The following is a 25,324-nucleotide window of genomic DNA, read 5'->3' as shown; positions in this document are numbered from 1 at the left end:
AGCGATTCCGTCTAGCCTATTGCAGTATCCGGTTGCGTTGCTGGTTATCGATTCAGCGACTTGCGGTATTGGGAATTGATCACGTCGTGACGGCGCCGAACTTCAAGAGGCCATTGGGACTTTATCCATGACAACGCGGCCACGATCTCGTCGTCGCTCAGTACCTTGTCGTAGACCGGCATGGCCGTCCGGTAGTCGGGCTGCTCAATCAACTTCGCCAAGCCATATTTGGTGATGGCGAACAGCTGTTCATCGGGGTGATGCCAAGTGTGGCCGCTGGGGTCGTGGGGCGGCGCTGGCAAGAGACCATCAGGTCCGCGGTCTCGCCAGTTGGGCTGGCCTTCGCCCTTGACCCCATGGCAGGCCGCACATTGCTGTGCATAGATCGTGGCGCCGAGTCGCAGCACCTGCGGATCTTCTGGCCGGAGGCTGCGGGTGGGCGGAACCGCTGGCGGAGCACTCTTGAGAAGATGGAAGTAGCTGCCTGCCGCTGTGGCGATCAAAGCAAGCAGTCCTGTCGTGATCCAGACCAACTGCTTCAGCTTCATGGTTCGCCACCTCCAGGTACCTGTGTTGCAGGATGCGACTTTGCGGTTCGCCGGCGGTTCCCAAGTGCAGCCAAGCGATCCCATGCGAACGGAGGTGCGGCGCGCGGCACGCTCACTTGTGGCAGACCCGGAGAATGCAGTGGGCCCTTCCTGCTGGCATAGCATGTCAGTTGCGTGTGCAACCGCGTTCGGACTGGCTGAACGGCCGAAGAGAGGCGAAGCGGTCAAAGAGACGCAGGCATAAGGCCTACCCCGCGCGGCCCATGGTCAGTCCCTGTCGGAATTCGACCGCCTGCCCTCGTCGGACCCAGGGGATTGGTTGCCATGTCCGCCATGCCCCTTGTGCATGAATACGTGCATCAGCGGACAGGCCAACAGCAGCGCATAGGGCCACCACTGCTGTAGATGGGCCCGGTGTTCGGTCCAGAGGAAGTACCCGGCAACGATACCGAGGACGAGCATTCCCAGGGTGTAGCGCGAACGCCAGAAGCCACTGCGTCGATCGGTATGGGGGGAGGATTGGTCGTGATGCATGGTGATTTTTCAGCTACCGGGAAACAATGGGCAAGCGGACACGGACTGCTGAACCATCCTCATCCGCATTGCAGCCTTCCGCATGTTCGCCTCAGTTCGCTGGACGTATATCCGTGACGACCATTTTTCCGCCTTCGTTGACGACCATGAATTTCACCTTGTCCCCGGGCTTGAGGTTGGAAAGCAGTCCCTTGTCCTTGGCGGTGAAAACCATGGTCATTCCCGGCATGTCCAGGTGCTTGATATCGCCATGCTTGATGGTGACCTTGCCGTTGTCCAGGTCCACCTTCCTGATCTCACCGTCGGTCAGCGACGCTTGTTGAGAGGCCTGTGCCCTGGGCGATTCGGATGTGGTCTGGGCCATCCCGCTCATGGGCAGGAAAATGCCGAGCGCGACGGCGGAAACGGAGAGAAATTGCTTGAAGCTGTTCATGACTACCTCACGGGCGCGAGTTGAAAAATGTCTGCTGATCCGCCTTGCGGATCAGCAGGACGTGGGAGAGCCGACACAGTCACCGTGCATCCCCTTGATGAAGCGGCGTGGTTCTACTTCTTGCTGACCTGAACGAGGCCCTTCATGCCAGCTTCGTAGTGGCCGGGAATCAGGCAGGCGAAGTTCACACCGCCAGCTTTGGTGAACTGCCAGACGATCTCGCCTTGCTTGCCAGGCTGCAGCGTGACCTTGCCGGGCTCGTCGTGCTCCATGTCCGGGAATTTCCGCATCTGCTCCAGATGCTCAAGCAGTTCCTTCTCGGTGCCCAAGCTGAGTTCATGCTTGACCTTGCCGGCGTTCTTGACGATGAAGCGAACGGTCTCGCCCTGCTTGACCTGAATGTTCGAGGGGGTGAAACGCATGGTGTCGCTCATCTCGATGGTGATCGTGCGGCTGGCCTTGGCGGCGACACCGGGCTTTCCGATGGCGGTTTCCTCTCCATCACCGTGGCCGTGGCCACCGGCATGGTTGCCTGCGGCCATGGCGGCCCCCGAAGCGGTCAGCGCGGCGGCAGCCAGCAGGCGGTAGAAGGTGGATCGCGTGAACTTCATGGATGATCTCCAGTTAAAAACGAAGGGAAGAAATCAGTGCGCACCATGTGACGTCGGCTTGCGCACCTTGACCTCGGTTGGCGTCGCGGGCTTGCGCTCGCGCGGCATGGACTGACCGCCTTCTGCGCTGAAGCGGGCTGGCTCCGCCAATGGGCCGGTGTATTCGTGGGCGACCGTGCCTGCCGGATGCTTGAACCAGCCGGGGTCCTTGTAGTCACCTGGCTGCTGGTCCCTGCGTACCTTGAGCACGCTGAACATCCCGCCCATCTCCACCGAACCGAACGGTCCTTGTCCCGTCATCATGGGCACGGTGTTGTCTGGAATGGGCATTTCCATCTCTGCCATGTCTGCCATTCCGCGCTCGCCCATGACCATGTAGTCGGGGATGAGCTTGTTGACCTTCCTGGCGAGGCCGGTGTGATCCACGCCGATGAGCGTGGGAACGTCGTGCCCCATCGCGTTCATCGTGTGATGGCTCTTGTGGCAGTGGAAGGCCCAGTCGCCTTCCTCGTCTGCCACGAACTCGATCTGGCGCATCTGTCCGACGGCCACGTCGGCGGTCACTTCATGCCAGCGCGTGCTCTTGGGTGTCGGCCCGCCGTCGGTGCCGGTGACCACGAACTCGTGCCCATGCAAGTGCATCGGGTGATTGGTCATCGTGAGATTGCCTATGCGAACGCGCACCTTGTCGTTGAGCCGAACGTTCAGGGAATCGATGCCAGGAAAGACGCGGCTGTTCCATGTCCACAGGTTGAAGTCCGTCATCTCGGCAACCTTGGGGGTCGCAGCGCCAGGCTCGATGTCGTAGGCGCTCAGCAGGAAGCAGAAGTCTCTCTGCACCACGTCGATCAAGGGATGCTTGTCCTTCGGGTGCGTGACCCAGAAGCCCATCATGCCCATGGCCATCTGCACCATCTCGTCCGCATGCGGGTGGTACATGAACGTGCCTGGCCGGCGTGCGACGAACTCGTACACGAAGGTCTTGCCGGACTCGATGGCGGGTTGCGTCAGCCCGGTCACACCGTCCATACCATTGGGCAGGCGCTGGCCATGCCAGTGGATGCTGGTGTGCTCGGGCAATTTGTTGGTGACGAATATGCGCACGCGGTCGCCTTCGACCACTTCGATCGTGGGGCCGGGGCTCTGACCGTTGTAGCCCCACAGATGGGCCTTCATGCCGGGCGCCATCTCGCGCACCACAGGCTCGGCCACGAGGTGGAACTCTTTGACGCCCTGGTTCATCCGCCACGGGAGCGTCCAGCCATTGAGCGTGACCACAGGGTTGTAGGGCCGGCCTGAGTTGGGTACCAGCGGTGCCATGGTGCTCGCACTGGTCTGGATGACAGGTTCAGGCAGGGCGGCCATCGCCACACGGCTGACCGAGCTCGCCGCAACAGCGCCACCTGCGATGCCGGCAAACTTAAAAAATCTCGTCTGGATGTCATGATGATGTTCTTTGCTTCAATGGCCGGCGTCGCCGCCGCCGGGTGCACTGGATGCGACGGACAGGCTGGTGCTCGTGGGGCGTCCGATCACGGACGCCTGCATGGCGGCGTCGGCCAGCCAGAACTGCTGCTGTGCGTCGATGGCAGCGGAGACGGCGCTGACCTGATCGCGCGCATCGGCCAGCAGCTCGAAAACGCTGATCAGCATGCCGTTGTAGCGAAGCTGGTTTTCCTCCGAGATCACCTTGCGCAGCGGCACCACTTCATCGCGGTGGTGGCGGGCCACGTCGTAGGCCGTGCGGTAGGCCGAGTAGCTTTCCCGCAGGCTGGAGCCTGCTGCGCGCACGGTGGCTTCGAGCTGGTTGGCTGCGGCCAAGGTCCGTGCGTTCATCGCATCACGCTGTATCCCGCCCCAATCGAAGATCGGAAGGCGTACGGCGATTTCCCAACCACGCGCGGTCGAACGGGTGCCCTCGGCGCGATCCCAGCTGGTATTGCGACGCCCCTCCAACTCGATGTCAGTGAAGCTGGTCACCAGGTTCAGACCCTGGGCCTTGGCCGCACTATCCAACGAGGCCTGCGCCAGCCAGATGTCCAGGCGCGCTCTGGAGGCCTGCGTGGCAACAGCCTGCGGCTGCAGCGGCTCTTTGGGAAGGTCGGGGAGTCGCTCGGGCAGGCGAAGCGCTTGCGCCTGGGCCTCATCGAGCCCAAGCAGGCGCACGAGCTCTTCCCGGCTGGCCGTCGCCTGGTGCCCTGCGGTGCTGAGCCGGGTGGCGGCGTCAGCGTAGAAGGCCTGCTCGCGAGCACGTGTGATCCGGTTGAAGTTGCCAACGCCTTGCATGCGCTTGGCCAACTCGGCTCCGGCCTCCGCGCTTTCATAGACCTGCTTGGCATACTTGAGTGCTTGCTGGGCGGCCACGGCCCGCACCCATGCCTGACGTACCTGGGTGACCTGATCCACCACGTCGCTGCTCAAGCGCAACTGCGACTGCTCGATGCGCCGGGTCGCCACGTTGTACCGGGCTGGAAGCGTCAGCACGTCCAACAAGCCGAATGCCAAGGCACGTCCCAGCTCCAGTTCGTCGCCCGCGACCATGCGCTCAAAGCTGAAGATCGGGTTGGCGATCCGGCCTCCTTGGGCCGCGTCGGCCGACTCCGCCCAACCCTGCGCCAGCAGAGCTTGCAAGGAGGGGCTGTTCACCAAGGCCAACTGAACGGCCTCTTTCTGTCCCACGGGCTGAGCGAGCAGGGCCTGAGCGGCTTGCGCGCGCTGGTCGCGGTCGTCCTGACTGCGTGCGAGCGAGAGCTTGCCTTCGGTGAACGCGCTGGCTTCGTCGTTCACGCGGCTGATGTTCTGATCCAAGCTGACGCTGGCGCATCCGGTCAGAACGGCGAAGCCAAGGCCGGACAGGGCCAATCTGGCATGAGTGGTACCCAATCCCATCATTGCTTGCCTCCACCGTGATGGCTCGAATGCGGATCACTGACGGGAGCAGCATCCTGGGATGGCGACGACGGCGCCTGCGTCTTGGCTTCCTTGGCGTAGGTGCGCCAACCCCCGATTTGCCCGACGCGATCATTGGCTGTTCGCCAGGACTGCACTGGCTGCTCCACGTAGCCTTGGTAAGCCTGGATTGGCGATGAGTACTGCAGCGTCGTCAGCAGTGTGGGCTGCGACGCTGCCTCCGGCGGTGAGGCTTGAGCGAAAGACGCCCCCGCGAACAGCGCCAAAACCCAGGGCAGGGACGCCCTGAAAGACGGCGAAAGATTAGAAGTGATCATGGTTTCCTCTGCAAGAATCTTTGATCTCACAATGTGAAGATTCTGGAGAGGGAACCCTGTCACCCAGATGTTCCGGGCATTACATTGTTGTTATCTTCATGTCAGGATGCTTTGAGTTCGGCACACTCTCGTTCAATGCTGTGAACGGAGAGCGAACGTGAAGATATTGGTTGTTGAAGACGAGCCCAAGACGGGGGAGTACCTCCGGCAGGGATTGACCGAAGCGGGATACGTTTCGGACCTTGTGCCTAACGGCGCAGACGGGCTGCATCTGGCTTTGCAAGGTGAGTACGACCTGGTGATCCTGGACGTCATGCTGCCGGGGTTGAATGGCTGGCAGGTCTTGCAGTCCCTGCGCGACCGTGGCCTTGAGATGCCCGTCCTGTTCCTGACCGCCCGCGACCAAGTGGAGGATCGGGTCAAAGGGCTGGAGCTTGGGGCGGATGATTACCTTGTCAAGCCCTTCTCGTTCGCGGAGCTGCTGGCCAGGGTTCGGATCATTCTGCGGCGCGGTCATGCCGGCAACGAGGGCACCATGCTCAAGGTGGCCGATTTGGAGCTGGATCTGTTGCGTCGCCGTGTCTCCCGCAACGGCAAGCGTGTTGACTTGACAGCCAAGGAGTTTGGCTTGCTGGAGCTGCTGATGCGCCGCCACGGTGAAGTGCTGCCACGCTCCCTGATCGCCTCGCAGGTCTGGGACATGAACTTTGACAGCGACACCAATGTCATCGAAGTGGCGATGCGCCGCTTGCGCGTGAAGATAGATGAGGGGCATGCCGTCAAGCTCATCCAGACCGTGCGGGGCATGGGCTACGTGCTGGACGTACCAGAGGAGGAATAAAGGTGCAGCGACAACAGCGCCTGGGCAGGCTTTCGTTGACCCGCCGTTTAACCCTGTTTTTTACAGTGGTGGCGGCTATCGTCGTGCTCGGGCTGGGATTGTTGTTCCTGGCAGAGACTCAGCGTCATTTTGTCGTGCTCGATCAGATGGCTTTAGAGGACAAGAGGCAGTTGATCGAGGAAATTCTGGGTAATGCCAATTCTGTGAACGACGCGCGCTCCCGCTTGAGCGACGCTTTGGGATACCACCATGATCTCTATGTCTTGGTAAAAGATGCTCATCAGGAGACCGTCTTTCAGTCCTCACATTCCGAGCTTGGTGTGCAGCGTAGTAAAGCCATCCACACCGATGCGAAGGGGACATTTGGGGTGTGGCGCAACCACGATGCCGAGTTTCACACGCTGAGCTTCCAATCGCTTTCGGGCTACTCTGCATCGGCGCTGCAGGTATTGATCGCGACAGATACCAAACACCACACCGAGTTCCTGGATGGTCTGCGTAGCAGCTTGGCCTTGTATGTCGCCGCAGCCATCGTTGTATGCGGCTTACTGTCCTGGCTGGCTGCGCGCCAGGGGTTGGCACCGCTGCGCGAGATGAAGTCACGCGCCGCAGTGGTGACAAGCCATAGGCTGTCCGAGCGCATGCCAGTAGGGGCTGTGCCGGTAGAAATGGCAGACCTTGCGCAGGAACTCAATCGCATGTTCGATCGGCTGCAGGATGACTTTCAGCGGCTGACAGACTTCTCATCCGATCTGGCTCATGAATTGCGCACGCCCATCAGCAATCTTCTGACCCAAACGCAAGTAGCGCTGGCGACCAAGCGCGACGCCGCGACGTATCGTGACACCCTGGCCTCCAACGCCGAGGAGTTTCAGCGGCTGGCTCGCATGGTGTCCGACATGCTGTTCCTGGCGAAGACTGAGCGCGGCGTCGATCTGCCGCACAAGGAGGTGTTCTCCGCGCGCAAGGAAGCCCAGGCATTGCTGGACTTCTACGAGGCGGTAGCGGAGGAGAAAGCCATCCAACTACAGCTACACGGCGATGGCCAAATTGATGGCGATCGCTTGATGTTCCGCCGCGCGCTGAGCAACCTGCTCTCCAACGCTTTGCGCTACACCCCGAATGCAGGCGCAATCACAATCGGCATTTCGAGCACTGGCCACGCTACCTCAGTAGCGGTGGAGAACACGGGGCAAGATATTGATCCCAAAGTCCTGCCCCGCTTGTTTGATCGCTTCTTTCGCGCCGACCCCTCGCGTGCCCATCCTGACTCCGATGGAAGCGGCTTGGGCTTGGCCATCACGCGTGCCATTGCAGAGGCCCACGGCGGCAGCGTCGACGCAGCCTCATCCCGAGGACATACATGCTTCACGCTGTGGTTTCCCCATCGCAACGCCCATCCACAATCCTGAGGTGCCAAGGGTGATTGGATCGGGCGAGGGCGATGCATAGCGCGGCTTGGCCCAATCATTCCACTGTGTCATGCGCCTTCATTGCTGGAGTATCCAACTCGGCGTTGTGACTTGTCCTAGAGGCCGCTTCAACACCTGGTCGCTGAGCCTGATCTCGCCTTCCGAATCTTCGGAGCGGTGGCGCTATCACGCTCGGGAAAGCTGACAGAGATCTCACCGTGCTGTCCCGCTTCTGTTGGGTAGCGGTCTCTACGATGAACACATCTCCTCATCGCCTACCAAGCGGACGGGAGATGCAAGTTCATCGACTTTTACAAGGACTCCTATCATGACTCAACGTAGCCACTCCATCTCTTCCATGATTGCAGCCGTAGCCGCGGCTGCCGCCCTGGGGTTGCCGGGAATGGCCTCGGCTGAATACTTGCATCCGACTAGCGACGAAGTCGGCGTGGTCGTTCACGCGGATCACTTCAAGAGCGAGAAAACCCGTGCGCAGGTCCGAGCCGAGGCCGAGGCTGCGGTACAGCAGGGACTCCTCAATTTCGGCGAGGGCAGCTACCCGCCTCCGGGGCCCAGTGCCGGACCGGGCAAGACGCGCGAAGAAGTGGTTCGCGAGCTGCTGAGCGAGACGCCGGCGGAGCGGAACGCACGCATGCAGCTCTACAGTGGAGGCTGATTGTCGGTTAGGGCGAACGGCGGAGAGCCGAAGAGCATCCAACCTCGTACAAGATGAAGCCGCCGCGCAGCGCCGCGGCGGCTTCACTTTACGAGATGCTCGATGAGAAGCCCAGCGTCTGCTCCGCTTGGAGTGGGCCCTCGATGGGAGGCCAGAAACTGACACTTGACATTGCCACGATGGCAAGGTCTAGAGTCAGCAGCACCTAACCACTGACGGAGAGAACCAATGCTTGCATTCGAAGTGAACGATATGACCTGCGGCCATTGCGCCAGCACCATCACCAAGGCGGTCAAGACCATCGACCCAGGTGCAGATGTCCAGGTCGACCTGGGCCGCCATTTGGTGAGCGTGGCAACCGATGCGAACGCGGGCATCGTCCAGAAGGCGATTGCCGACGCTGGGTATTCGCCCGCTCAGGTGAACGCGCCGGCTGCTGCGCCGGCATCCGCTGTCAAGCGAGGGGCTGCTGCGGCTCCTGCCACTGATTGCGGGGCAAGAGCCTGCACGCTCACGTGAGCCTGTCTGGGCGGACTACTATGGTCTGGCCGACCGTTCCTTCGGCGCAAGGCCCACCGTTGACCCGCGTGTCCCCGTTTGAAAGAGCGCGGGTGGAGCTTGAACTGATGGCCGTGGCATTTCAGTCGATGTCGTCGACCAAGGTGGTGCAGCCGCGTGGATGTCTCTGAGCGCTCGGGCACGGAACAGCTCGGGCTGTACTACTTCGGTTGACGGCGCGCATGCAGAGCCCCGTCCGCGTGGCCAAAATCAGGTGCTTGATGTGCGAGTGGCCCAGGGCTCGTGTGCCAACGTCGCCCGGCTTGCTCGGTGAACACGCCTTGGATGGGCCATTTACTGCGAGCGGGAAGTCCTATGACGAGCCGGTGGTCCAAGGGCTTTCGGCGGGAGCATGCCGTTTCGGTGTGTTCGCTGCTTGCAGAGCCTGTCTCTTTGGGGACGCCGCATTAACGCAATGTAATCATGGCGCAATCGCTTGGAAAGCGACAAGCTCCTACAGTGATGACGCGACGCAAGTTGCCGTCGTTTCACAAAGGAGCTGATCATGAAGTCTTATATCGTCCTCGCCACTCTGTTGGGCGCGCTTTCCGCACCGGTGTTCGCCGGTGATGCCGCAGTCCAGGCTGCCAAGGAGATGATTCCGTTGGCCGATGGAGGAACGCTCTACATCTTCAAAGACGGCCTCATGGCGCAGGAAGACCGTTTTGGCCGCGCGACATATCAGAAGATCGGTACGTCCGTGGTTGCGAAGGACGGCCGGAACATCGCCATCACCAGCAATGAAGTTGCACGCCTCTACTCTTTGCTTCAGAAGGGGCATCGCGGCTGACTCAGCGGCACTCGGCTGAGCTTGTGTCGCAGCCTTATAGGTCTACATACGGGCTGTGAGGCCACCGGCATTGCGCGCCGCGAGCATCTCGGATGGTCATTGGGGCGAGAGGTTCGGCGGGGCCTGAAGACAAACACGTTGGTGGTGCCCGTACGAATGTTGCAGAGGGGGCAACAGAGGGCGCCGTCACAGACGCGCTGGACTCGTTTCTTGCTCATCGCTGTCTGGTGATCGCAGCAGGCCGCAGGCGCGCAAGGAGACAAGCGCGGCGTCGCGTGCTCGCACGGTGCGAGTGCCTCGACTCATTGCTTCTGCTCCTTGGAGGCTGCGGCACCTTCCTTACCCTGACGCGCGGCATGATCGTGTCCGCCGTGGCCGTGACCACGGTGCATGAACAGGTGCATCAGCGGACAAGCCGCCAGCAGCAGGAAGGGGAGATAGCCGGCAACATGTGCCGTGTGCTCCTTGAGCAGGAAATACGCGGCGACAGCGGCGATGATGAGGAACGCCACGCCGTAGCGCGATCGCCAGAACCGGGGGCGATCGCTGGGGGTCTGTGTGTGCTGATGCTGCATGGCATATCTCCACGGAGAAGGGTTGATGGATGGTCAGCGATGCGACTGATAGACCGTGCTGCTACCGTTTTTCCCAATCAGCAGCACGTCGTAGGCGTCCTTGCGTCCACCATAGGCCGGACCATCCATGCCGGGCGAACCGACCGGCATGCCGGGCGCCGCGAGGCCGATGGCCTGCGGGGCTTCGCGCAGCAAGCGTTGAATGTCCGAGGCAGGCACATGACCCTCGATGGCATAGCCGCCGATCTGCGCCGTGTGGCAAGAACCGTACTTCTGCGGGATGCCCAGCCGCGTGCGCGCTGCGGTGTTCCCGGTGTCGAGAACCTGCACATCGAAGCCTGCGCCTTGCAGGTGTGAGACCCAGTCCTTGCAGCATCCGCAGCTCGGGTCCTTCCAGACCTTGGCAATCGGTCGGCTCTGCGCCAGGCTCGGTCCTGCGAGTGCCATCACCAACAAGCCAGCGATCAATGCCTGGCGTCTCGGCACTTTGCCCTGGCTTCTGTCGTAGTGCATGTTCATGGATCGCCTCTCATCAGATGATCAAACCCGCTAGGTTCTAGAACCAGAATCGCACGCCAGCCACCCAGCGCGTCTGCTGCGCACGGCCGCCTTCGGCACGCACATAGTCCGCGGTGCGTCCGAAGCTGCCCGCCCGTTCCACGCCGATATAGGGGGCGAACTGGCGACTGAATTCATAGCGCAGGCGCAAGCCAGCAGACGCTTCGGCCAGGCCCTTGCCGATACCGCGTTCCGGGTCGTCCTTGCCATAAAACTGCAACTCGGCGCGAGGCTCCAGAATCAGTCGCTGGGTCAGCAGCAGCTCGTAGCTGCCTTCGACACGCAGCGCCGTACGTCCACCACTTCCCACGTAGCCCGTCGCCTCCAGCTCGAACCAGTAGGGGGCGAGGCCCTGGATGCCGAAAGCCAACCATTGACGGCTCGGGCCTTCCCCGTTATCCACCCGAACGCCGAGCTGGGTGTCCCAGTACGGTGCGACGGCGTGCCCCCAGAGAAGCTCGGTACGCGATTCTTCGAGCTTTCCTTTGGCGATATCGCCTTCGGCCTTCACGACGGCCTTGTTGTAGGTCGTCCCATACCACGCCTGGAGGTCGTAGGCCGTGGAGTCGTCTCCTTTGCGCGTGAAGCGGCGTTCCAGAGTTTCGCCGCGCAACGAAAAGAACCTGTGTTCGTCGGCCAGCATCAGCCGCGGCACACCGGGTACGGCGTAGTCGCCCGATCCCAATGTCAGGCCATTGGAGTAGCCATGCGGATCGCGGGCGTCAGGAGGCGCCGACCCGCCCTGCATCTGCATGTTGCCGTGATCCATGGCCGGGGCCGCGGTCGAGCCGCTCGCCGACGTCGCGTGACCCGCGTGCGGGTCGGCGGCAGGAGCCACGGTCTGAGTGGATGGCGCGGCCGTTTGAGCGTCGGCCTGGCCGTGCGCTGCATGGTCGTTCTGTGCTTGTGCCTGGGCGGCGACGCTTACCAGGGCCAGAAGCGTCGTGGCCAGTGCGCGAGTGGGGAGTGCTTTGGACATTCTTGGTCTTCCTTGTGCGCTGGGTTCAAGACACCACGACTTCGCGGAACATGCCGGCATCCATGTGGAACATCAGGTGGCAGTGCCACGCCCAGCGGCCGAGCGCGTCGGCTGTCACCAGGAAGCTGATGCGTTGTGCCGGCTGCACCGGCAGGGTGTGGCGGCGCGCAAGGAAGCGACCGTCGGGGCTTTCCAGCTCGCTCCACATGCCGTGCAGGTGCATGGGATGGGTCATCATGGTGTCGTTGTGCAGAATGACCCGCAGCCGCTCGCCGTGTTTGAAGTGCACCGGCGTGGACTTTCCGAACTCCAGCCCGTCCAGGGACCATGCGTAGCGTTCCATGTTGCCCGTGAGGTGCAGTTCGACCTCCCGGCCGGGGCCTCTCTTGTCCAGCGGCCCCGACGGGGTATGCAGATCCGCGAGGGTCAACACGCGCCGACCGTTGTTGCGCAGTCCGATGCCGGGGTCATCGAGGTTGGTGCGCGCCATGTCAACGCGCATGTCCGTGCTGGCACCATACTCGGTGCGAGCGTGGCGAGCAGTAGTGCTGGGCACGGCCAGTCCCTCCGCCGCCGCGGCGTGTTGGCTGTGATCCATCGCCATGCCACCGTGGTTCATGGCGCCGTGATTCATGCCTGCCATCGCCCCATGATCCATCCCGGACATCGAACCCGAGCCCATCCCGGTCATCCCGGTCATGCCCGTCATCCCGGTCATCTCCATGGCCTGGCCGGACCCGCCATGGTCCATGCCCCCCATCATGCCGCCCATCATGTCGTTCATGGTCAGCCATTCGACCGGATCGAGGGCAGGCACGGGAGCTTGAAGACCTTCACGCACGGCCAGCGTGGCACGCGCGTAGCCTGTCCGGTCCATCGCCTGGGCGAAGATCGTGTAAGCGTCATCCCGTGGCTGGACGATCACGTCGACGGTTTCGCCAGGACCGAATCGGAACTCATCGACGGTCACCGGCTCCACGTCAACACCATCGACGTGCACCACCGTGAGTTTCAGTCCTGGAATGCGTACGTCGTAGAAGGTGTTGCCCGCACCGTTGACCATGCGCAGCCGCACGCGCTCACCCGGTCGGAACAGCGCCGTCCAATTGCCGGCGGGGGTGACGCCGTTGGCCAGATAGGTCAGCGTGGCGGCAGACAGATCTGCGAGATCCGTCGGATTCATCCGCATCTCGTTCCACATCTTGCGCTTGTCGATCGCAGCGGCCGTGCCTTCGCGCGAGGCGTCCCGGAAGAAGTCGAAGACGGTAGGTTGGTTGTAGTTGTAATAGTCGCTTTGGGACTTGAGCTTGGTGAACACCCGCATCGGGTCTTCGTCGGTCCAATCCGAGAACAGCAGCACGTGGTCACGGTCGGCGTGGATGGTCTCGGCGCCAGCGGGGTCGATGATGATCGCCCCGTACATGCCCGTGAGTTCCTGGAAGCCGGAGTGCGAGTGGTACCAGTAGGAGCCGCTCTGCTGAACCTTGAAGCGGTACGTGAAGGTCTCGCCGGGAGCGATGCCATTGAAGCTGATGCCCGGCACGCCATCCATCTGATACGGCAGGATGATCCCGTGCCAGTGAATGGATGTGGCTTCACGCAGCTTGTTGGTTACACGGATTGTGACGGTGTCACCCTCGCGCCAACGCAATGTCGGTGCCGGCAGCGAGCCGTTGATGGTCGTAGCCACGCCTGGCTTGCCCGTGAAGTTCACGGGCGATTCGGCGATCACCAAGTCGAACTCGGTGCCCTTCAGCACAGGGGCGGCACCGCGCGTCGCGGAGCCTTGCTGGGCAAATGCCTTGAACGCCGGCGTGGACAGCCCAGCGAGAACGCCGCCGGCGGCTAACCCTTGGACGAAACGCCGACGAGAAAGGCCCTGTGTGGGCACGATAAAAAAGGGTGAACGAGGCGGCATGGCCTGAAATCCTCCATAGATGACTCGGAAGTCGTTCTAAACGCCACCCCATCCTGAGCGGCACAGTTCGACGCAATGCAGGTCATGCTATGGGTTGGGCACTTTCCATCGAATGACCCCTGAATTACATTCATGTAATGTTCGTGGAAGCTGGCAACCAGTAAATTGCTGATTGAAAGTGGATGAATGCGTACATCGTGAGCGGCTATTTTTCCGCGCCGTAGCGATTTCATGGGACATGCGATGAAACTGCTGGTCGTTGAAGACGAGAACAAGACGGCGGATTACGTCCGCCAAGGTCTCATGGAGGCGGGATTCGTCGTGGATCTGGCGCGCAACGGATTGGACGGACACCACCTGGCCATGGGCGAGACATACGATCTGGTGGTCTTGGATGTCATGCTGCCGGATGTCGATGGCTGGCGCATCGTGCGTGCCCTTCGAGATGCCGGTAAACAGGTCCCTGTGCTCTTTCTGACGGCGCGTGGCGGTGTAGACGACCGTGTCAAGGGATTGGAACTGGGAGCGGACGACTACCTCGTCAAGCCATTCGCGTTCTCTGAGTTGCTGGCGCGGGTGCGGACGCTGCTGCGACGCGGAAGCGCTCCGAGCCAGCCTGATCGCATCCAGGTTGCCGATTTGGTGCTGGACTTGGCGCGCCGGCGCGCAACGCGCGCTGGCCAACGCATCAATCTCACCAGCAAGGAGTTCGCGTTGCTTGAGCTCCTGGCCCGTCGCCACGGGGAGGTCCTTCCACGTTCTCTGATCGCGTCGCAGGTATGGGACATGAATTTCGACAGCGATAGCAACGTCATCGATGTAGCCATCCGCCGTCTCCGCGCGAAGATAGACGATGCGTTCAATCCGAAGCTCATTCACACCGTGCGTGGAATGGGATACTGAGGTTGCCCCCGAATTTCGGAGTTCATAGCTCAACCCGGAGAATGCCGGTATGGAGCATGAGATGAATGAAGTGAAAAGCAGAGGGAAGTACACCCTGGAGTTCAAGCAGGAGGCCGTCAGGCAGGTGAAGGGTGGACGGGCAGCGTCGGTGGTGGCCAAGACGCTGAGGATGCCCAAGGCCAGTCTGACGAACTGGGTCAGGGCCGATGCCAAAGGCCAGTTGGGGATGTCCGCAGAAGGTAAACCCGTGGCGATGGTGACCCCCGAGCAGGGGGAGATCGCTCGGCTGCGAGCGGAACTGGCACGGGTAAAGATGGAGCGCGACATCGCAAAAAAAGCCGCGGCGTACTTTGCACAGGACGCGTTGCAAGGTACGCCTGGATCAGGTCGATGAAGAGACGTTGGCCGATCACGCTGATGTGCGAGGTTCTGGAGGTCAGCCCCAGCGGGTACTTCAGCTGGCAAGCATCTGGGCGCGGGCCTGGACAAGGCCCCAGGCGCAGTCTTGGCGATGAGGCAGTGCTGGCGCACATCCGGGCCATCCACGCGCAGTTGCGTGGCGAATACGGCTGGCCGCGCATGCGCAAGGAACTGCTGTCGCGAGGCCATCGGGTGGGCAAGGAGCGGGTTCGGCAGTTGATGCAGCGCCACGGTATCCGGGCCAAGGGGCGCAGGAAGTTCGTGGTGACCACGGACAGCAAACATCGCCTGGACGCCCTTGCCCGCCAACTTCGCATGCCAACAACTGCGGCTGCCTGAAAACGGAATTGTTCAGGGCGGACTAGGTAATGGGTCACGCTGTTTGGCGTGCCAGCTGGCACGCGACGGAATTGCATCATGGGAAGTGGACGTCAACGCGGAGAGCATCCTTGGGGTAATCAGTGCGATGGTTTCGAGCCCAACGATTCAGGAGCACCGAACATCACGCCGCCTGCGACCGGCGAGCAGTCTGGGCATTCAGCGCAAAACCGACCAATGCAATGATGAGGATCACGGCTTGCGCTAAGGTGGTCTCTGCCGACGGATAAATCCCAAGCACTTCGATGCGTGGCCAATGGATCGGGCTGGCGCTCAGCCAACCGGCTTCTTGAAGACCCGCAACTCCCTTGCCCGCAAGCACTACAGCGAGGACAGCGACCAGAATCGAGCTGAGGCTGAAGAACTTTCCAATCGGCATACGGGCGCTGGTGCGCAGCATGAGCCATGCGAGGATAGTCAGGGCGGCCACCCCGCTCAGCAGTCCGCCGAGCAATGCACCGTTATTGCCGTCACCGGCCAAGGCCGAGTAGAAGAGCACCGTCTCGAAAACCTCGCGGTAGACGGCGATGAACGCCAGCGCGAACAACGCCCATGCCGAGCGGCGCGTCATGGCTGCGGAGAGCTTCTCCTTCAGATATGCCTGCCATTTACCGGCGGTGCTCTTCTGGTGCATCCAGAGGCCGACACTCAGCAGAACAATAGCAGCGAAGAGTGATGACACCCCTTCGGTCACCTCGCGGCTGGCGCCGCTGATGCTCACGAAGTAGGTTGCCATGGCCCAGGTCAAGCCTCCGCACGCGAGCGCCGTAAGCCAACCTCCATGGACGTAGGCCAGAACATCGCGCCGTTCGGCTTTCTTCAGGAATGCGAGCATGCCGACGACGATCAACAGCGCCTCCACGCCTTCGCGCAGCAGGATGGTGATCGAGGCAATGAAGGTGGTCAGTGGCTCGGCTTTGTCCGCCCCCAATTCGGTATCGACTTGGGCAAAAAGGTAGTCCAGCTTTTGGGCCGTGGCGTCGGCTTGCTCCAGCTTGCCACTGGCAAGTGCGCCGCGGTAGGCCAGCATGGCGTTTTCCACTTCAGTGAGAAGCGCCTGGTTGCGCGCGCGCAATGCCGGTTCCAGTGGTTCAAAACCATCCAGGTAGGCGGACAAACCCAAGCGCGTCGCGTTGGCCTGGTCGCCTGCGCGCGCTGCGGCAAGGCTCTCCTGAAGCCGTGCGCGGGCCAACCCCAGCCCGCCCGTGCCGTTGGCGGTGACGGTCACTTCTGGATGGCTGCGGACGTAGGCGGTCAGGTCGCGCGCCGCGTCGGGTGGCATCCGTTCGGACAAGGCGGCCTCGGTCAATGTGGCAGCGGCCGCCAGGTCGGGAAAGACGGCTTTGGCGGTGGCGTCTCGGCCCCAGGATTCTTCACCGCGCGCCCGCATGGCGTCGTCGTGCGACAGCGTTCCGGCGAAAAATGCCAATGCCCACCGATCCTCGTCGGAGAGCGTGGCGAAACTGGGCATCGACGTGCCGGCGACGCCTTGAGAAATGACTTGGTAGAGCGCGAGCACGCTGCGCGAGCGTGCCCGGCCGCGATCGGTGAACGCGATCGGCGGCGGGGTCAGCTTTGCGCCGAGCGGGCCATCGCCCCGGCCAGTCGCCCCGTGGCATGCCGCGCAGTTGGCTTCAAACAGCACCTTGGCGCGCGTGAGATCCGGCGGCGTGGAGGGGGAAAGCGGGAACGGGTACGCCTTGACCAGTGCCGCCGCCAGTGAATGGGCACTGTCGGCCACTGTCTTCGCGTCGGCCTTGGCTGCGATGAGTTCGCTCAGTGCCGTGGCCTGGCGTTTCAGTTCGGGAAGTGCAGGCGTGCTCGGCAATGTGGCGATCTGCTGCCCCGCTGTCGCGGCGAACTCCTTCATTTCTTCGTATTCGCTGGCACTTTGAACCTTGCCATCCCGCACAGCGCCGCCGTAATCGACCGCTAGGTAGTCCAGCAATTGCCAGGTTTGCTTAGCCTTGTCTTGCGTAGCCAGAGGATCGGCATGCGCGACAGAGATGACCATGAACCAAGAGAACAGAACGGCTGAGAGTATGCGCAGGGCTTGAATGAGGGCCTTACCGGCAGAAAGTTCGCATCACAAATGCGAATGATTATAATTCATTGTTCTTGCGGGCCGCCAGCATCAGGGAGCTGGCGGGGCCTGTTGTTATGGCATGATCGGCTCGGCCCACTGGTCACTTGACGGGAGCAGTTGCTTCCTGCGCATCACATGCGCATCCCGACAGCCCTTGCAGAATTCCGCACGCTTCGACAGGTCTGGCACCGGAACATGCATCGCGCAAATCGGCCAGCTGGTGTTCCAGCTCGCGCAGCGCTTCAATCCGTGATTTCACCTCCCGGATGCGCTCATCGAGAAGAAGGTTGACTTCACCGCAATCCTGCGCAGGCCGATCCCGGTAGCTCAGCAAAGTTCGCACGTCGCTCAATGGCATGTCCAGCGAACGGCAGCGAAGTATGAATTGCAAGCGCTCCACATGCGCCTCTCCATACAAGCGGAAGTTCCCCTGGCTGCGGCGAGCCTGCGGCAGCAGCCCCTCTCGCTCGTAATAGCGGATCGTCACCACCGGACAGGCAGTGCGTTTGGCAAGTTCTCCGATCTGGAGGTTCATGGTGCGGATTGGGATAAAAGGAAAAGGACTTGACTCTATAGTAACTATAGAGTGTTAAATCATCAACCTCAGATCTACACAAGAGGAGTTGCCATGAGTGAATGTGGCTCCAAGGGATGTGGCTGCTCTACCGTTGTGGTGCCCAACCCGAAACCGAACATCGTCGAAGCAGCGTTGCCGCAGGTGCGCTACCGCATCGAGAACATGGATTGCCCGACCGAGGAAGCGTTGATTCGCGACAAACTCGGAAAGGTGCAGGGCGTGAGCAGCCTTGAATTCAATCTGGTGCAGAGAACACTGGGAGTCAGCCATCAGCTTGCCTCGTTGCGCCCTATCGAAGACGCGTTATCGGCCATCGGGATGCGAGCGGTTCGGATGGATGAGAAGGCAGCCCAGCAAAGTACCTGGTTATCCATCCAGCAGATGGACTGCCCCACCGAGGAGGCATTGATCCGCGGCAAGCTTGCCGGCGTGCCAGGCGTTGCGAATCTTGAATTCAACCTCGTCCAGCGCAGGCTGCACGTCGCACATACACCCGACGCACTTCCCAATGTGCTTGCAGCCCTGAAATCGCTCGGCTTCGACGCCGAGGTGCGCACTTCTTCGGCCCCTTCGGCAGCCGAGGCGCAAGCGCCTGCACGCACAAACTGGTGGCCGCTGGCAGTGTCAGGCGTCACCGCAACGCTGGCCGAGGTTGTGTACTGGCTCAACGGCGGCAACCACTGGGTCGTGGTCGCGCTGGCCGTGGTGGCCATCCTCACTGGCGGCCTCACGACTTACAAGAAGGGCTGGATTGCGCTCAGGAACCGCAACCTGAACATGAATGCGTTGATGTCCATTGCGGTCACTGGGGCCATGCTCATAGGCCATTGGCCCGAGGCGGCTATGGTGATGGTGCTGTTCGCACTAGCCGAGGTGATCGAGGCCAAGTCCTTGGATCGGGCTCGCAATGCCATCCGTGGCTTGATGGACCTCGCGCCGGATACCGCATTGGTTCAACAAGCGGACGGCAGTTGGGCTGCGGTGGACGCCAACGCCGTGCCCGTGGGCAGCCGTGTTCGCGTCAAACCTGGTGAGCGCATTGCCCTCGATGGGCTGATCGTCGAAGGCCGCTCCTCCGTCAATCAGGCGCCGATCACTGGTGAGAGCCTTCCGGTAGACAAGGCTGAGGGCGATTCCGTGTTTGCAGGCACGATCAATGGGGAGGGTTCGTTTGAATTCCGCGTCACCGCTGCCGCCAGCGCATCGACATTGGCCCGCATCATTCATGCCGTTGAAGCGGCTCAGGGAAGCCGCGCGCCGACGCAGCGTTTCGTCGATCAGTTTGCGCGGCTGTATACGCCTATCGTATTTGCGGTAGCCCTTGCCGTGGCGCTTGTGCCTCCGCTGGTATTCGGCGTGCCGTGGCTGGACTGGATCTACAAGGCGCTGGTTCTATTGGTCATCGCTTGTCCTTGTGCTCTGGTGATCTCCACGCCGGTGAGCATTGTGAGCGGTCTGGCTGCTGCCGCACGGCACGGCATCCTGATCAAGGGTGGCGTCTATCTGGAAGAGGGGCACAAGCTCAAATGGCTGGCCCTGGACAAAACGGGCACGATCACACACGGCAAGCCAGCGCAGACTGATTTCGCTGCATGGGGCAACGCCGATCCTGATGCGTCCAGATTGCTGGCCGCCAGCCTCGCAGCCCGTTCAGACCACCCAGTGTCCTTGGCAGTGGCCCGTGCAGCCGTCAACGATGGGTTGACACCGCGTGATGTAGCCGATTTCGCAGCGCTGCCTGGGCGCGGGGTTCGTGGCGACATCAACGGGCAGATCTATCACCTGGGTAACCACCGCCTGGTCGAGGAACTGGGCATGTGTTCGCCAGATCTGGAGTCCAGGGTGTCTGCGCTTGAAGCCGAGGGCAAAACCGTAGTGATGTTGACGGGACAGGAAGGAGTGCGGGCGCTCTTCGCAGTGGCTGACACGGTGAAGGACAGCAGCCGCCAGGCCATTGCCGAACTGCACCGACTGGGCATCAAAGCCATTATGTTGACCGGTGACAACCCGCACACTGCCGCTGCCATTGCCAGTCAGGTCGGCATTGACCGCAGTCGTGGCAATCTGCTGCCCGAAGACAAACTGCATGAAGTGGAGCGACTGTCGGCGGACGGGAAAACTGGCATGGTGGGCGATGGCATCAACGATGCCCCGGCGCTCGCGCGTGCGGACATCGGCTTTGCAATGGGGGCGGCGGGAACCGATACGGCCATCGAAACCGCCGACGTTGCGTTGATGGATGACGACCTGCGCAAGCTGCCGACATTCGTGCGACTGTCCAGTGCAACAGCTAGCGTTTTGAAGCAGAACATCGCCCTCGCGCTGGGCATCAAGGCGGTGTTCCTGATTCTGACTTTCACCGGGCAAGCCACGATGTGGATGGCGGTGTTTGCCGACATGGGGGCCAGTCTGCTGGTGGTCGGCAACGGGTTGAGGCTGTTGCGCCGATGAACTGGAAAGCCATTCTTTACGATTGGGGTGGCTTGAATAGCGCTCTGTTTCAGCTCGTCTACGAGGCCACGCCGCCGATTTTGATACCGCTGGCCTGGATCTTCAGCAACGTCCTGGGCAACTACTGGACTGCGCCCCTAGTGATGCTCGGACTGTGGGCATGGTCAAGATCAACGGCAGCAGCCGATCACGCCTTGGCAATTCGGCGGCAGCTTCTTCAATTCGTGATCGGCTTCGGCATCGCGATTGCAATAGCCTCCATCTTGAAATTTTGGCTCGATTTTCCGCGACCGGCAGCGGTATTTGGCCATTTGAATCACGTGCTTGGCACAGTGGAGGAGCACTATAGCCTGCCGAGCGGTCATTCCACTTACGCCGCACTTGTTGCCGGGGCGTTGTGGCCGCTGACAGGTGTACGCCACCGATTGGCGTTAGTTGCTTATGTCGTTCTGGTCGGCTGGTCGCGCATTGCTGCGGGCATGCACTTTCCCGCCGACGTGCTGGCCGGCTGGGGCATCGCCTCCGGCAGCCTTGCGCTTGCTGGTTCGCTGTTGACGATGCTGGCGAGTGCCTGGAGGCTGACGAGGCTGCGGGCAATCGGAATCTGGTACGGCTTGGCTGCCGCAGTGCTATTTGGCGATCAGGTCGCAAAGGCCGCCGTCTCGCTTTTTTCGGCTATGGCGATCAAGTCGCTGTAACCCCTTTCTTCAATCTCGTCCACTTGAAGAACAACGGCGCCGCATTCAGCCTGCTGGCTGGTGCTGGTAGCTGGGCGCGTTTCGGTTTTGCCGCGCTTGCGCTGGGAGTCTCAATCTGGCTGATCCGCCTATTGCGTCAAGGAGTATCTAAATGGGAAGGCGTGGGTTATAGCCTGATCTTAGGTGGCGCGCTGGGTAACGCAGTTGACCGCCTGTTGCGAGGGGCTGTAGTCGATTTCCTCGATTTCCATTGGCACGGAGCGCATTGGCCCGCTTTCAATTTGGCTGACGTTGCAATATCCCTTGGCGCGATCTGCTTGCTTTCGGCCACCATGCACCAAGGAAAACGGGATGTCGCCGTAAGCGGACAAATTCCTATGAAAACTCCATAGTCGGATACAAGTCAAGGAATATGAGGCGCGTATCGGGTGTGATCGACACATAACTCAGGAGCCAGAAAGACTGATTTGGAGAATGCCGCTGGTGACCTTTCGATGGGATCGCTTGCTGAGCCAACGTCGGAGCCAGCAGTTGGTCTCCATAAGAGGAGGGTGAGTATCCGCTACATTAAGGACTGTCCGCTCCTGCCGATTTCGAAGGGCGCTGACAGCTTTCGCCGCTACGTCTTCGATTCACTGCAGGAGGTGCGTGACATGACGGCCGACTGGCTACACCGATACAACCACCATCGACCCATGAAGCCCTCGGCCGAATCCCACCGGTCGAGTACCGTGTCAAACTGTTCCCCAATCTCTACTTCTGAGTGGCTCAGGTATTTGAGGGGACTTCAATGTTGACCCTCATTGCTTTCATGAAGTCCGCTTCCTGTGGTCTCACACAACAGGGATAAGTAGGGATTATTCGGCGGCGTTTCTAAGAAAAGCAGGCTTGAATCTTCCAAAAGGTATCCGTGCAGGTGACGGGACTTTCTAGGCCCGGTGACTTTACAGGTCCAGATATTCAGGCCGTTCGGCTGCTTGCGATGCAGTTGCAGCCTCTCGAAGCGCTTTTGTATCCACTGCCAGTCTTGCTGGCTCTCCTGCTTAGCCTGCGCGCCGACTTGCGGGTGCTCTTGCGCATAGCGCTGGAAGACCCCGGGACTGACCAGGTAGGTCGTGCCGCTCACCGTATGCACGAGCGCTTTTGCGTCGTTGATGATGAGTCGGCGGGACAAGATGCCCTGTTTCAGCCACGCCATGAAGTGCTCCCCGGATGGATGCGCTATCGAGGGCGCTGGCGCAGGCGACGACGGCAGTGACGCGGGCAAGGTTGGTATTTCGGGACGTGCGGCAGGCACCTGCTCTGAGAGCACTGCCGCGTCCTGCCCGATCGCGGGTAAGTCGCCGATACCCACCATCGAAAGCATGTCTTCCATCACGTCCGGCAAGGTTTGGAACTTGGACGAAGGAGCTGAAGATGAACGACCTCCTTCCCCTGGTGGATCTTCTTGGCCTTCCGGGGCGGCCAGCGGGCCGGCCGTCGAAATGGTGGTGAACACGTCAGCCTCTTTGTCCGTGGGCGCCACGTCGATCGCCACCGTGCCGGGGAACGGTGCCGGCCGCTCACGCGGCTCCCAGATCAGCGTGGGCGTTAGACGCAACAAGGTGAACGAGTGGGACCAGCCAGTCGTGCTGGTCACAGTCGCGCGCCAGACCGCCTTGCCGTCGGACGTCGGCTGCAACATGCCGTGATCCTGCAGGACGTTGAACACCGCGGTGTTGTTCGCTGGAATGCCGTCGATACCCTGAGACAGCAGGTGCGCACGCAGCTTGTCCGAGACTGTCTTGCTCACCAGCCACAGGGCATCCTCGGTGAGCCAGCCATCGGAGGCTTCCGGCTGGTTCAGTTTCAACTGTTCCTTGAGCAGGTAGCGCAACCCGTCGAGCAGCTTGCGCTGCAGCGCGTGCTTGGGCGCAGCCATGGCGCGGGCCGGATCGCCGCCCAGTTCCTGGGCCACCGAAGCCCGGTCGGCCTGCACGACAAGTTCGCCCAGCACGCCGGCGTGCTCGTACTGGCCGGCCAGGACGTAGAGCAGCGGTCCCCACAGGTCGGGATAGCCACTGAGCCAGTCCAGGGCATCACGGTCGAGGAGTTGGCGGTAGAGCAAACCTGTCGCGGCGCTGTGAAGCCGATATTCCCGATCGTCGCGGTAGCGGAAGCGGTATGGCTGGTGCAGCGGGCCGTGCCAGGGGTGCCACAGCGAGCCGTCGGCCAGTTCGACGTGCAGATCGACGGCGATCTTGCCGATGTCGTGCAGCAGCGCGGCATAGGCGACCGCGGCAGTCCAGGCTTCAGACTGCGCCGCCTGGTCTTCGGGACTGGCGCCAATCGGCAGCAGATGGGACTGCCGCAGTTTCAGGCTGTAGGCGACGATTTCCAGGCCGTGGTCCAGCATGCCGCCCGGGTAGGCATGGTGATGCGCCTCGGAGGCCGGGAAGGCCTGGACCAGCTCGGCGTAGCGCTCCAGGGGCGCCCGGTACAAGGTGGCGAACTGCTTACGTGAGAGCGACGTGCGCTGCCAGATGTGCTCCAGCAGCTTCTGCCGGCGCGGGGTGGCCAGCAGCGATGCGGCTGACTCGGGCCGCATCAACCCTTTCGGGAGGTCGGTGACCGATGGTGGCGTCGGAGCGGCAGCGACCGCGGGCCGTTTTCGCTGGAACAGAGAAAGCATGCGGGTGTCCTGTCGGGGGCCGAGCGGGAGGCCTTTTTGCCTTTTGGGGATAGAGCCTTTCCCCTTGCACTCCATTCCCTTGCCATTTCGACCCTTTGCGGCCTTTGGGTATAGAGCAACGGGTCCTGATCGTCCATCGCCAATGTGGGTTGCGGCAGGGCCGGATTGATGCAGGAAGGCTGGCTGTTCACGCCCTACGATGGGCCAATTCTTGGACCGGGAGAGCGCCATGAGGCTTCACATTGACAAAGTAAGGAAATTTCCTTACCATGCGGGTATCGCAATCAGGAGAGCCGCCATGCCTGCCATCCACGAAGTCGCCACGTTGACCTCCAAGGGCCAGGTCACGCTGCCCAAGCCTATCCGGCAGGCGCTGGGCGTTGATGCCGGCGGCAAGCTCGCGTTCGATCTGCGGGGCAGCGAAGTCGTCGTCACCCGTGTCGATGCCGAGCACGAGGACCCCGCCATCGGCGCGTTCCTGAGCCTGCTGGCCCGCGACATCGAAGCTGGCCGGAACGTCCAAGGCCTGCCCGAGGATCTGGCCCGCGCCATGCTGGAGCATGCTGGCCATGGCGTGAACCTGGACGAGGAGATCGACGGGGAAGTGGAACTCTGATGCAACGGCATGGCTGGACGCTGCTCTTCCACGACTGCGTGATTGAGCCGTTGCAGAAACTGCAAGCGGCCGCGAGGCGCGCGCAGGAGAACGACCCGAAAGGCTTCGAGTCCAATGCCAACGTCAAGCTGTTCCGGGCCTTGAGCCAGTTGATGTTGGAAGTAGTGCCAGGCGATCCGGCACGCGACGAGTACCGTCAGGGCAATACCTTGGGATCGGCCCACCGCCACTGGCGAAGGGCCAAAATCGGAAGGCGGTTCCGGCTGTTCTTCCGGTACGACTCGAAGGCGAAGGTCATCGTGTACGCCTGGGTCAACGATGAACAGACCCTGCGGTCTTCGGGTAGCAAGTCGGACCCGTATGTCGTCTTCGAGAAGATGCTCGGACGCGGGAACCCGCCAGACGACTGGCACGCGCTGATACAGGCAAGCAAGCAGGATTGGAGCAAACTGGAATAGGCATCCCTCAGTAGCAGGAGACGACCATGACCACCACGACCCGCATCAGTACCGCAGAACGACTCGGCCGCGCCTTGGGTCGCGGATGGCGTGCCTACGTGCGCGGCGAACGCCGGGTATCGAGCTGGTTGGTGTCCAAGGGGATGCCGGCGGCCGGTGCCACCGCGCTCGTGTGGGTGGTCAAGCTGGTTGCGCTCGGGGTGCTGCTGTACACCACCTTCTGGCTGGCGGTGTTACTACTGCTGGGCGTTGCGGCGGCATGGATGGCTGGCAATTCGGCTAGAGATGACGACCGCTGGGCGCAACAGGATGAACTGCGCAATGGCGAGGCGGGCTTTGGCCTGTATTCTTCCAATGGCCAGCGGCTCGACCCTCACGACCCGAACGATCCGTTCGATGACTGAGA

23 protein-coding genes and 3 pseudogenes are annotated in these 25,324 nt (G+C 61.6%); 12 read left to right on the top strand and 14 right to left on the bottom strand.

Going from position 1 to position 25,324, the window contains the following annotated elements:
• Positions 1–44 precede the first annotated feature (44 nt).
• The 7 genes and pseudogenes from WJU18_RS22535 to WJU18_RS22505 form a co-directional block, all read right to left on the bottom strand.
• Positions 45–548 carry a cytochrome c gene (locus tag WJU18_RS22535; protein ID WP_349159958.1) on the bottom strand — a complete coding sequence of 168 codons (504 nt, stop codon included), beginning with the start codon at positions 546–548 and terminating at the stop codon, positions 45–47.
• 267 nt (positions 549–815) lie between these two features.
• Positions 816–1,082 (bottom strand): DUF2933 domain-containing protein, encoded by a 267-nt coding sequence (locus tag WJU18_RS22530; RefSeq protein ID WP_084217375.1) that lies wholly within the window; start codon positions 1,080–1,082, stop codon positions 816–818.
• 91 nt (positions 1,083–1,173) lie between these two features.
• Entirely contained in the window at positions 1,174–1,515 is a 342-nt protein-coding gene (locus tag WJU18_RS22525; protein WP_349159956.1) for a copper-binding protein, read from the bottom strand.
• Positions 1,516–1,628: 113 nt separating this feature from the next.
• The gene (locus tag WJU18_RS22520) at positions 1,629–2,126 is read right to left on the bottom strand and encodes a cupredoxin domain-containing protein (RefSeq protein WP_038213835.1); all 498 of its coding nucleotides are present in this window, start codon (positions 2,124–2,126) and stop codon (positions 1,629–1,631) included.
• A 33-nt stretch (positions 2,127–2,159) separates the two neighbouring features.
• Positions 2,160–3,571, bottom strand: a pseudogene (locus tag WJU18_RS22515) (multicopper oxidase family protein).
• 16 nt (positions 3,572–3,587) lie between these two features.
• Positions 3,588–5,018 (bottom strand): TolC family protein, encoded by a 1,431-nt coding sequence (locus tag WJU18_RS22510; RefSeq protein ID WP_423455750.1) that lies wholly within the window; start codon positions 5,016–5,018, stop codon positions 3,588–3,590.
• On the bottom strand, positions 5,015–5,353 hold the full coding sequence (locus WJU18_RS22505) for a hypothetical protein (protein ID WP_423455748.1): 339 nt from the start codon (positions 5,351–5,353) through the stop codon (positions 5,015–5,017). The genes WJU18_RS22510 and WJU18_RS22505 overlap by 4 nt, the downstream gene beginning before the upstream one ends.
• A gap of 157 nt (positions 5,354–5,510) precedes the next feature.
• Here WJU18_RS22505 and WJU18_RS22500 point away from each other — a divergent pair, with 157 nt between their 5' ends.
• From WJU18_RS22500 to WJU18_RS22480, 5 genes are all read left to right on the top strand, one after another.
• Positions 5,511–6,194, top strand: coding sequence for a heavy metal response regulator transcription factor (locus WJU18_RS22500; RefSeq protein ID WP_038213848.1), 684 nt, complete (start codon positions 5,511–5,513; stop codon positions 6,192–6,194).
• A gap of 2 nt (positions 6,195–6,196) precedes the next feature.
• A complete protein-coding gene (locus tag WJU18_RS22495; RefSeq protein WP_043387413.1) occupies positions 6,197–7,606 on the top strand; it encodes a heavy metal sensor histidine kinase in 1,410 nt (469 codons plus the stop codon).
• 328 nt (positions 7,607–7,934) lie between these two features.
• The gene (locus WJU18_RS22490) at positions 7,935–8,282 is read left to right on the top strand and encodes a DUF4148 domain-containing protein (RefSeq protein ID WP_423455746.1); all 348 of its coding nucleotides are present in this window, start codon (positions 7,935–7,937) and stop codon (positions 8,280–8,282) included.
• A 228-nt stretch (positions 8,283–8,510) separates the two neighbouring features.
• Entirely contained in the window at positions 8,511–8,801 is a 291-nt protein-coding gene (locus tag WJU18_RS22485) for a heavy-metal-associated domain-containing protein (protein WP_423455744.1), read from the top strand.
• Positions 8,802–9,345: 544 nt separating this feature from the next.
• Positions 9,346–9,630 carry a CopK family periplasmic copper-binding protein gene (locus WJU18_RS22480; protein ID WP_187725748.1) on the top strand — a complete coding sequence of 95 codons (285 nt, stop codon included), beginning with the start codon at positions 9,346–9,348 and terminating at the stop codon, positions 9,628–9,630.
• A gap of 302 nt (positions 9,631–9,932) precedes the next feature.
• Here WJU18_RS22480 and WJU18_RS22475 read toward each other — a convergent pair whose 3' ends face one another.
• Genes WJU18_RS22475 through WJU18_RS22460 form a run of 4 tightly spaced genes read right to left on the bottom strand, consistent with a single transcriptional unit; the run spans position 9,933 to position 13,660 of the window.
• Positions 9,933–10,205, bottom strand: coding sequence for a DUF2933 domain-containing protein (locus tag WJU18_RS22475; RefSeq protein ID WP_003097518.1), 273 nt, complete (start codon positions 10,203–10,205; stop codon positions 9,933–9,935).
• Positions 10,206–10,238: 33 nt separating this feature from the next.
• Positions 10,239–10,724, bottom strand: a complete 486-nt coding sequence (locus WJU18_RS22470; RefSeq protein ID WP_003090303.1) for a DUF411 domain-containing protein — start codon at positions 10,722–10,724, stop codon at positions 10,239–10,241.
• Between the two features lie 37 nt (positions 10,725–10,761).
• The gene (locus WJU18_RS22465) at positions 10,762–11,742 is read right to left on the bottom strand and encodes a copper resistance protein B (protein ID WP_005408883.1); all 981 of its coding nucleotides are present in this window, start codon (positions 11,740–11,742) and stop codon (positions 10,762–10,764) included.
• 25 nt (positions 11,743–11,767) lie between these two features.
• Positions 11,768–13,660 (bottom strand): copper resistance system multicopper oxidase, encoded by a 1,893-nt coding sequence (locus tag WJU18_RS22460; RefSeq protein WP_423455741.1) that lies wholly within the window; start codon positions 13,658–13,660, stop codon positions 11,768–11,770.
• A 243-nt stretch (positions 13,661–13,903) separates the two neighbouring features.
• On the opposite strand from WJU18_RS22460, the gene WJU18_RS22455 reads away from it, so the two are divergent.
• The gene (locus tag WJU18_RS22455; protein ID WP_011804656.1) at positions 13,904–14,563 is read left to right on the top strand and encodes a heavy metal response regulator transcription factor; all 660 of its coding nucleotides are present in this window, start codon (positions 13,904–13,906) and stop codon (positions 14,561–14,563) included.
• A gap of 61 nt (positions 14,564–14,624) precedes the next feature.
• Positions 14,625–15,274 (top strand): annotated as a pseudogene (locus tag WJU18_RS22450) (IS3 family transposase); the annotation flags it as partial.
• A 211-nt stretch (positions 15,275–15,485) separates the two neighbouring features.
• Here WJU18_RS22450 and WJU18_RS22445 read toward each other — a convergent pair.
• Together WJU18_RS22445 and cadR are read right to left on the bottom strand one after the other, a co-directional pair.
• Positions 15,486–17,375 (bottom strand): cytochrome c/FTR1 family iron permease, encoded by a 1,890-nt coding sequence (locus tag WJU18_RS22445; protein WP_315539553.1) that lies wholly within the window; start codon positions 17,373–17,375, stop codon positions 15,486–15,488.
• A 172-nt stretch (positions 17,376–17,547) separates the two neighbouring features.
• On the bottom strand, positions 17,548–17,982 hold the full coding sequence (cadR, locus tag WJU18_RS22440) for a Cd(II)/Pb(II)-responsive transcriptional regulator (RefSeq protein ID WP_011804660.1): 435 nt from the start codon (positions 17,980–17,982) through the stop codon (positions 17,548–17,550).
• 93 nt (positions 17,983–18,075) lie between these two features.
• Here cadR and WJU18_RS22435 point away from each other — a divergent pair, with 93 nt between their 5' ends.
• On the top strand, positions 18,076–20,475 hold the full coding sequence (locus WJU18_RS22435) for a heavy metal translocating P-type ATPase (protein ID WP_009518529.1): 2,400 nt from the start codon (positions 18,076–18,078) through the stop codon (positions 20,473–20,475).
• Positions 20,472–21,565, top strand: a pseudogene (lspA, locus tag WJU18_RS22430) (signal peptidase II). Before WJU18_RS22435 ends, lspA begins: the two are co-directional and overlap by 4 nt.
• A 395-nt stretch (positions 21,566–21,960) precedes the next feature.
• Here the strand turns inward: lspA and mobH are convergent.
• Positions 21,961–23,844, bottom strand: coding sequence for a MobH family relaxase (mobH, locus tag WJU18_RS22425; protein WP_009518527.1), 1,884 nt, complete (start codon positions 23,842–23,844; stop codon positions 21,961–21,963).
• Between the two features lie 298 nt (positions 23,845–24,142).
• Here mobH and WJU18_RS22420 point away from each other — a divergent pair, with 298 nt between their 5' ends.
• Genes WJU18_RS22420 through WJU18_RS22410 form a run of 3 tightly spaced genes read left to right on the top strand, consistent with a single transcriptional unit; the run spans position 24,143 to position 25,322 of the window.
• The gene (locus WJU18_RS22420) at positions 24,143–24,460 is read left to right on the top strand and encodes a type II toxin-antitoxin system PrlF family antitoxin (protein WP_038204260.1); all 318 of its coding nucleotides are present in this window, start codon (positions 24,143–24,145) and stop codon (positions 24,458–24,460) included.
• Positions 24,460–24,918 carry a type II toxin-antitoxin system YhaV family toxin gene (locus WJU18_RS22415; protein ID WP_011804662.1) on the top strand — a complete coding sequence of 153 codons (459 nt, stop codon included), beginning with the start codon at positions 24,460–24,462 and terminating at the stop codon, positions 24,916–24,918. The genes WJU18_RS22420 and WJU18_RS22415 overlap by 1 nt, the downstream gene beginning before the upstream one ends.
• Positions 24,919–24,944: 26 nt before the next feature.
• Positions 24,945–25,322, top strand: coding sequence for a DUF3742 family protein (locus WJU18_RS22410; RefSeq protein WP_011804663.1), 378 nt, complete (start codon positions 24,945–24,947; stop codon positions 25,320–25,322).
• Positions 25,323–25,324: the final 2 nt, after the last annotated feature.

The sequence above is a fragment of the Ottowia sp. VDI28 genome, assembly GCF_049532675.1.
In the GTDB taxonomy this organism is placed as follows: domain Bacteria; phylum Pseudomonadota; class Gammaproteobacteria; order Burkholderiales; family Burkholderiaceae_C; genus Ottowia.
This window is presented reverse-complemented; position numbering and strand designations above follow the sequence as displayed.

Excerpts from the sequence above, each read along its gene's own strand:
- WJU18_RS22535 (WP_349159958.1), bottom strand. The coding sequence starts at position 548 with ATGAAGCTGAAGCAGTTGGTCTGGATCACGACAGGACTGCTTGCTTTG.
- WJU18_RS22530 (WP_084217375.1), bottom strand. The coding sequence starts at position 1,082 with ATGCATCACGACCAATCCTCCCCCCATACCGATCGACGCAGTGGCTTC.
- WJU18_RS22525 (WP_349159956.1), bottom strand. The coding sequence starts at position 1,515 with ATGAACAGCTTCAAGCAATTTCTCTCCGTTTCCGCCGTCGCGCTCGGC.
- WJU18_RS22520 (WP_038213835.1), bottom strand. The coding sequence starts at position 2,126 with ATGAAGTTCACGCGATCCACCTTCTACCGCCTGCTGGCTGCCGCCGCG.
- WJU18_RS22510 (WP_423455750.1), bottom strand. The coding sequence starts at position 5,018 with ATGATGGGATTGGGTACCACTCATGCCAGATTGGCCCTGTCCGGCCTT.
- WJU18_RS22505 (WP_423455748.1), bottom strand. The coding sequence starts at position 5,353 with ATGATCACTTCTAATCTTTCGCCGTCTTTCAGGGCGTCCCTGCCCTGG.
- WJU18_RS22490 (WP_423455746.1), top strand. The coding sequence starts at position 7,935 with ATGACTCAACGTAGCCACTCCATCTCTTCCATGATTGCAGCCGTAGCC.
- WJU18_RS22485 (WP_423455744.1), top strand. The coding sequence starts at position 8,511 with ATGCTTGCATTCGAAGTGAACGATATGACCTGCGGCCATTGCGCCAGC.
- WJU18_RS22480 (WP_187725748.1), top strand. The coding sequence starts at position 9,346 with ATGAAGTCTTATATCGTCCTCGCCACTCTGTTGGGCGCGCTTTCCGCA.
- WJU18_RS22475 (WP_003097518.1), bottom strand. The coding sequence starts at position 10,205 with ATGCAGCATCAGCACACACAGACCCCCAGCGATCGCCCCCGGTTCTGG.
- WJU18_RS22470 (WP_003090303.1), bottom strand. The coding sequence starts at position 10,724 with ATGAACATGCACTACGACAGAAGCCAGGGCAAAGTGCCGAGACGCCAG.
- WJU18_RS22465 (WP_005408883.1), bottom strand. The coding sequence starts at position 11,742 with ATGTCCAAAGCACTCCCCACTCGCGCACTGGCCACGACGCTTCTGGCC.
- WJU18_RS22460 (WP_423455741.1), bottom strand. The coding sequence starts at position 13,660 with ATGCCGCCTCGTTCACCCTTTTTTATCGTGCCCACACAGGGCCTTTCT.
- WJU18_RS22455 (WP_011804656.1), top strand. The coding sequence starts at position 13,904 with ATGAAACTGCTGGTCGTTGAAGACGAGAACAAGACGGCGGATTACGTC.
- WJU18_RS22445 (WP_315539553.1), bottom strand. The coding sequence starts at position 17,375 with ATGGTCATCTCTGTCGCGCATGCCGATCCTCTGGCTACGCAAGACAAG.
- cadR (WP_011804660.1), bottom strand. The coding sequence starts at position 17,982 with ATGAACCTCCAGATCGGAGAACTTGCCAAACGCACTGCCTGTCCGGTG.
- WJU18_RS22435 (WP_009518529.1), top strand. The coding sequence starts at position 18,076 with ATGAGTGAATGTGGCTCCAAGGGATGTGGCTGCTCTACCGTTGTGGTG.
- mobH (WP_009518527.1), bottom strand. The coding sequence starts at position 23,844 with ATGCTTTCTCTGTTCCAGCGAAAACGGCCCGCGGTCGCTGCCGCTCCG.
- WJU18_RS22420 (WP_038204260.1), top strand. The coding sequence starts at position 24,143 with ATGCCTGCCATCCACGAAGTCGCCACGTTGACCTCCAAGGGCCAGGTC.
- WJU18_RS22415 (WP_011804662.1), top strand. The coding sequence starts at position 24,460 with ATGCAACGGCATGGCTGGACGCTGCTCTTCCACGACTGCGTGATTGAG.
- WJU18_RS22410 (WP_011804663.1), top strand. The coding sequence starts at position 24,945 with ATGACCACCACGACCCGCATCAGTACCGCAGAACGACTCGGCCGCGCC.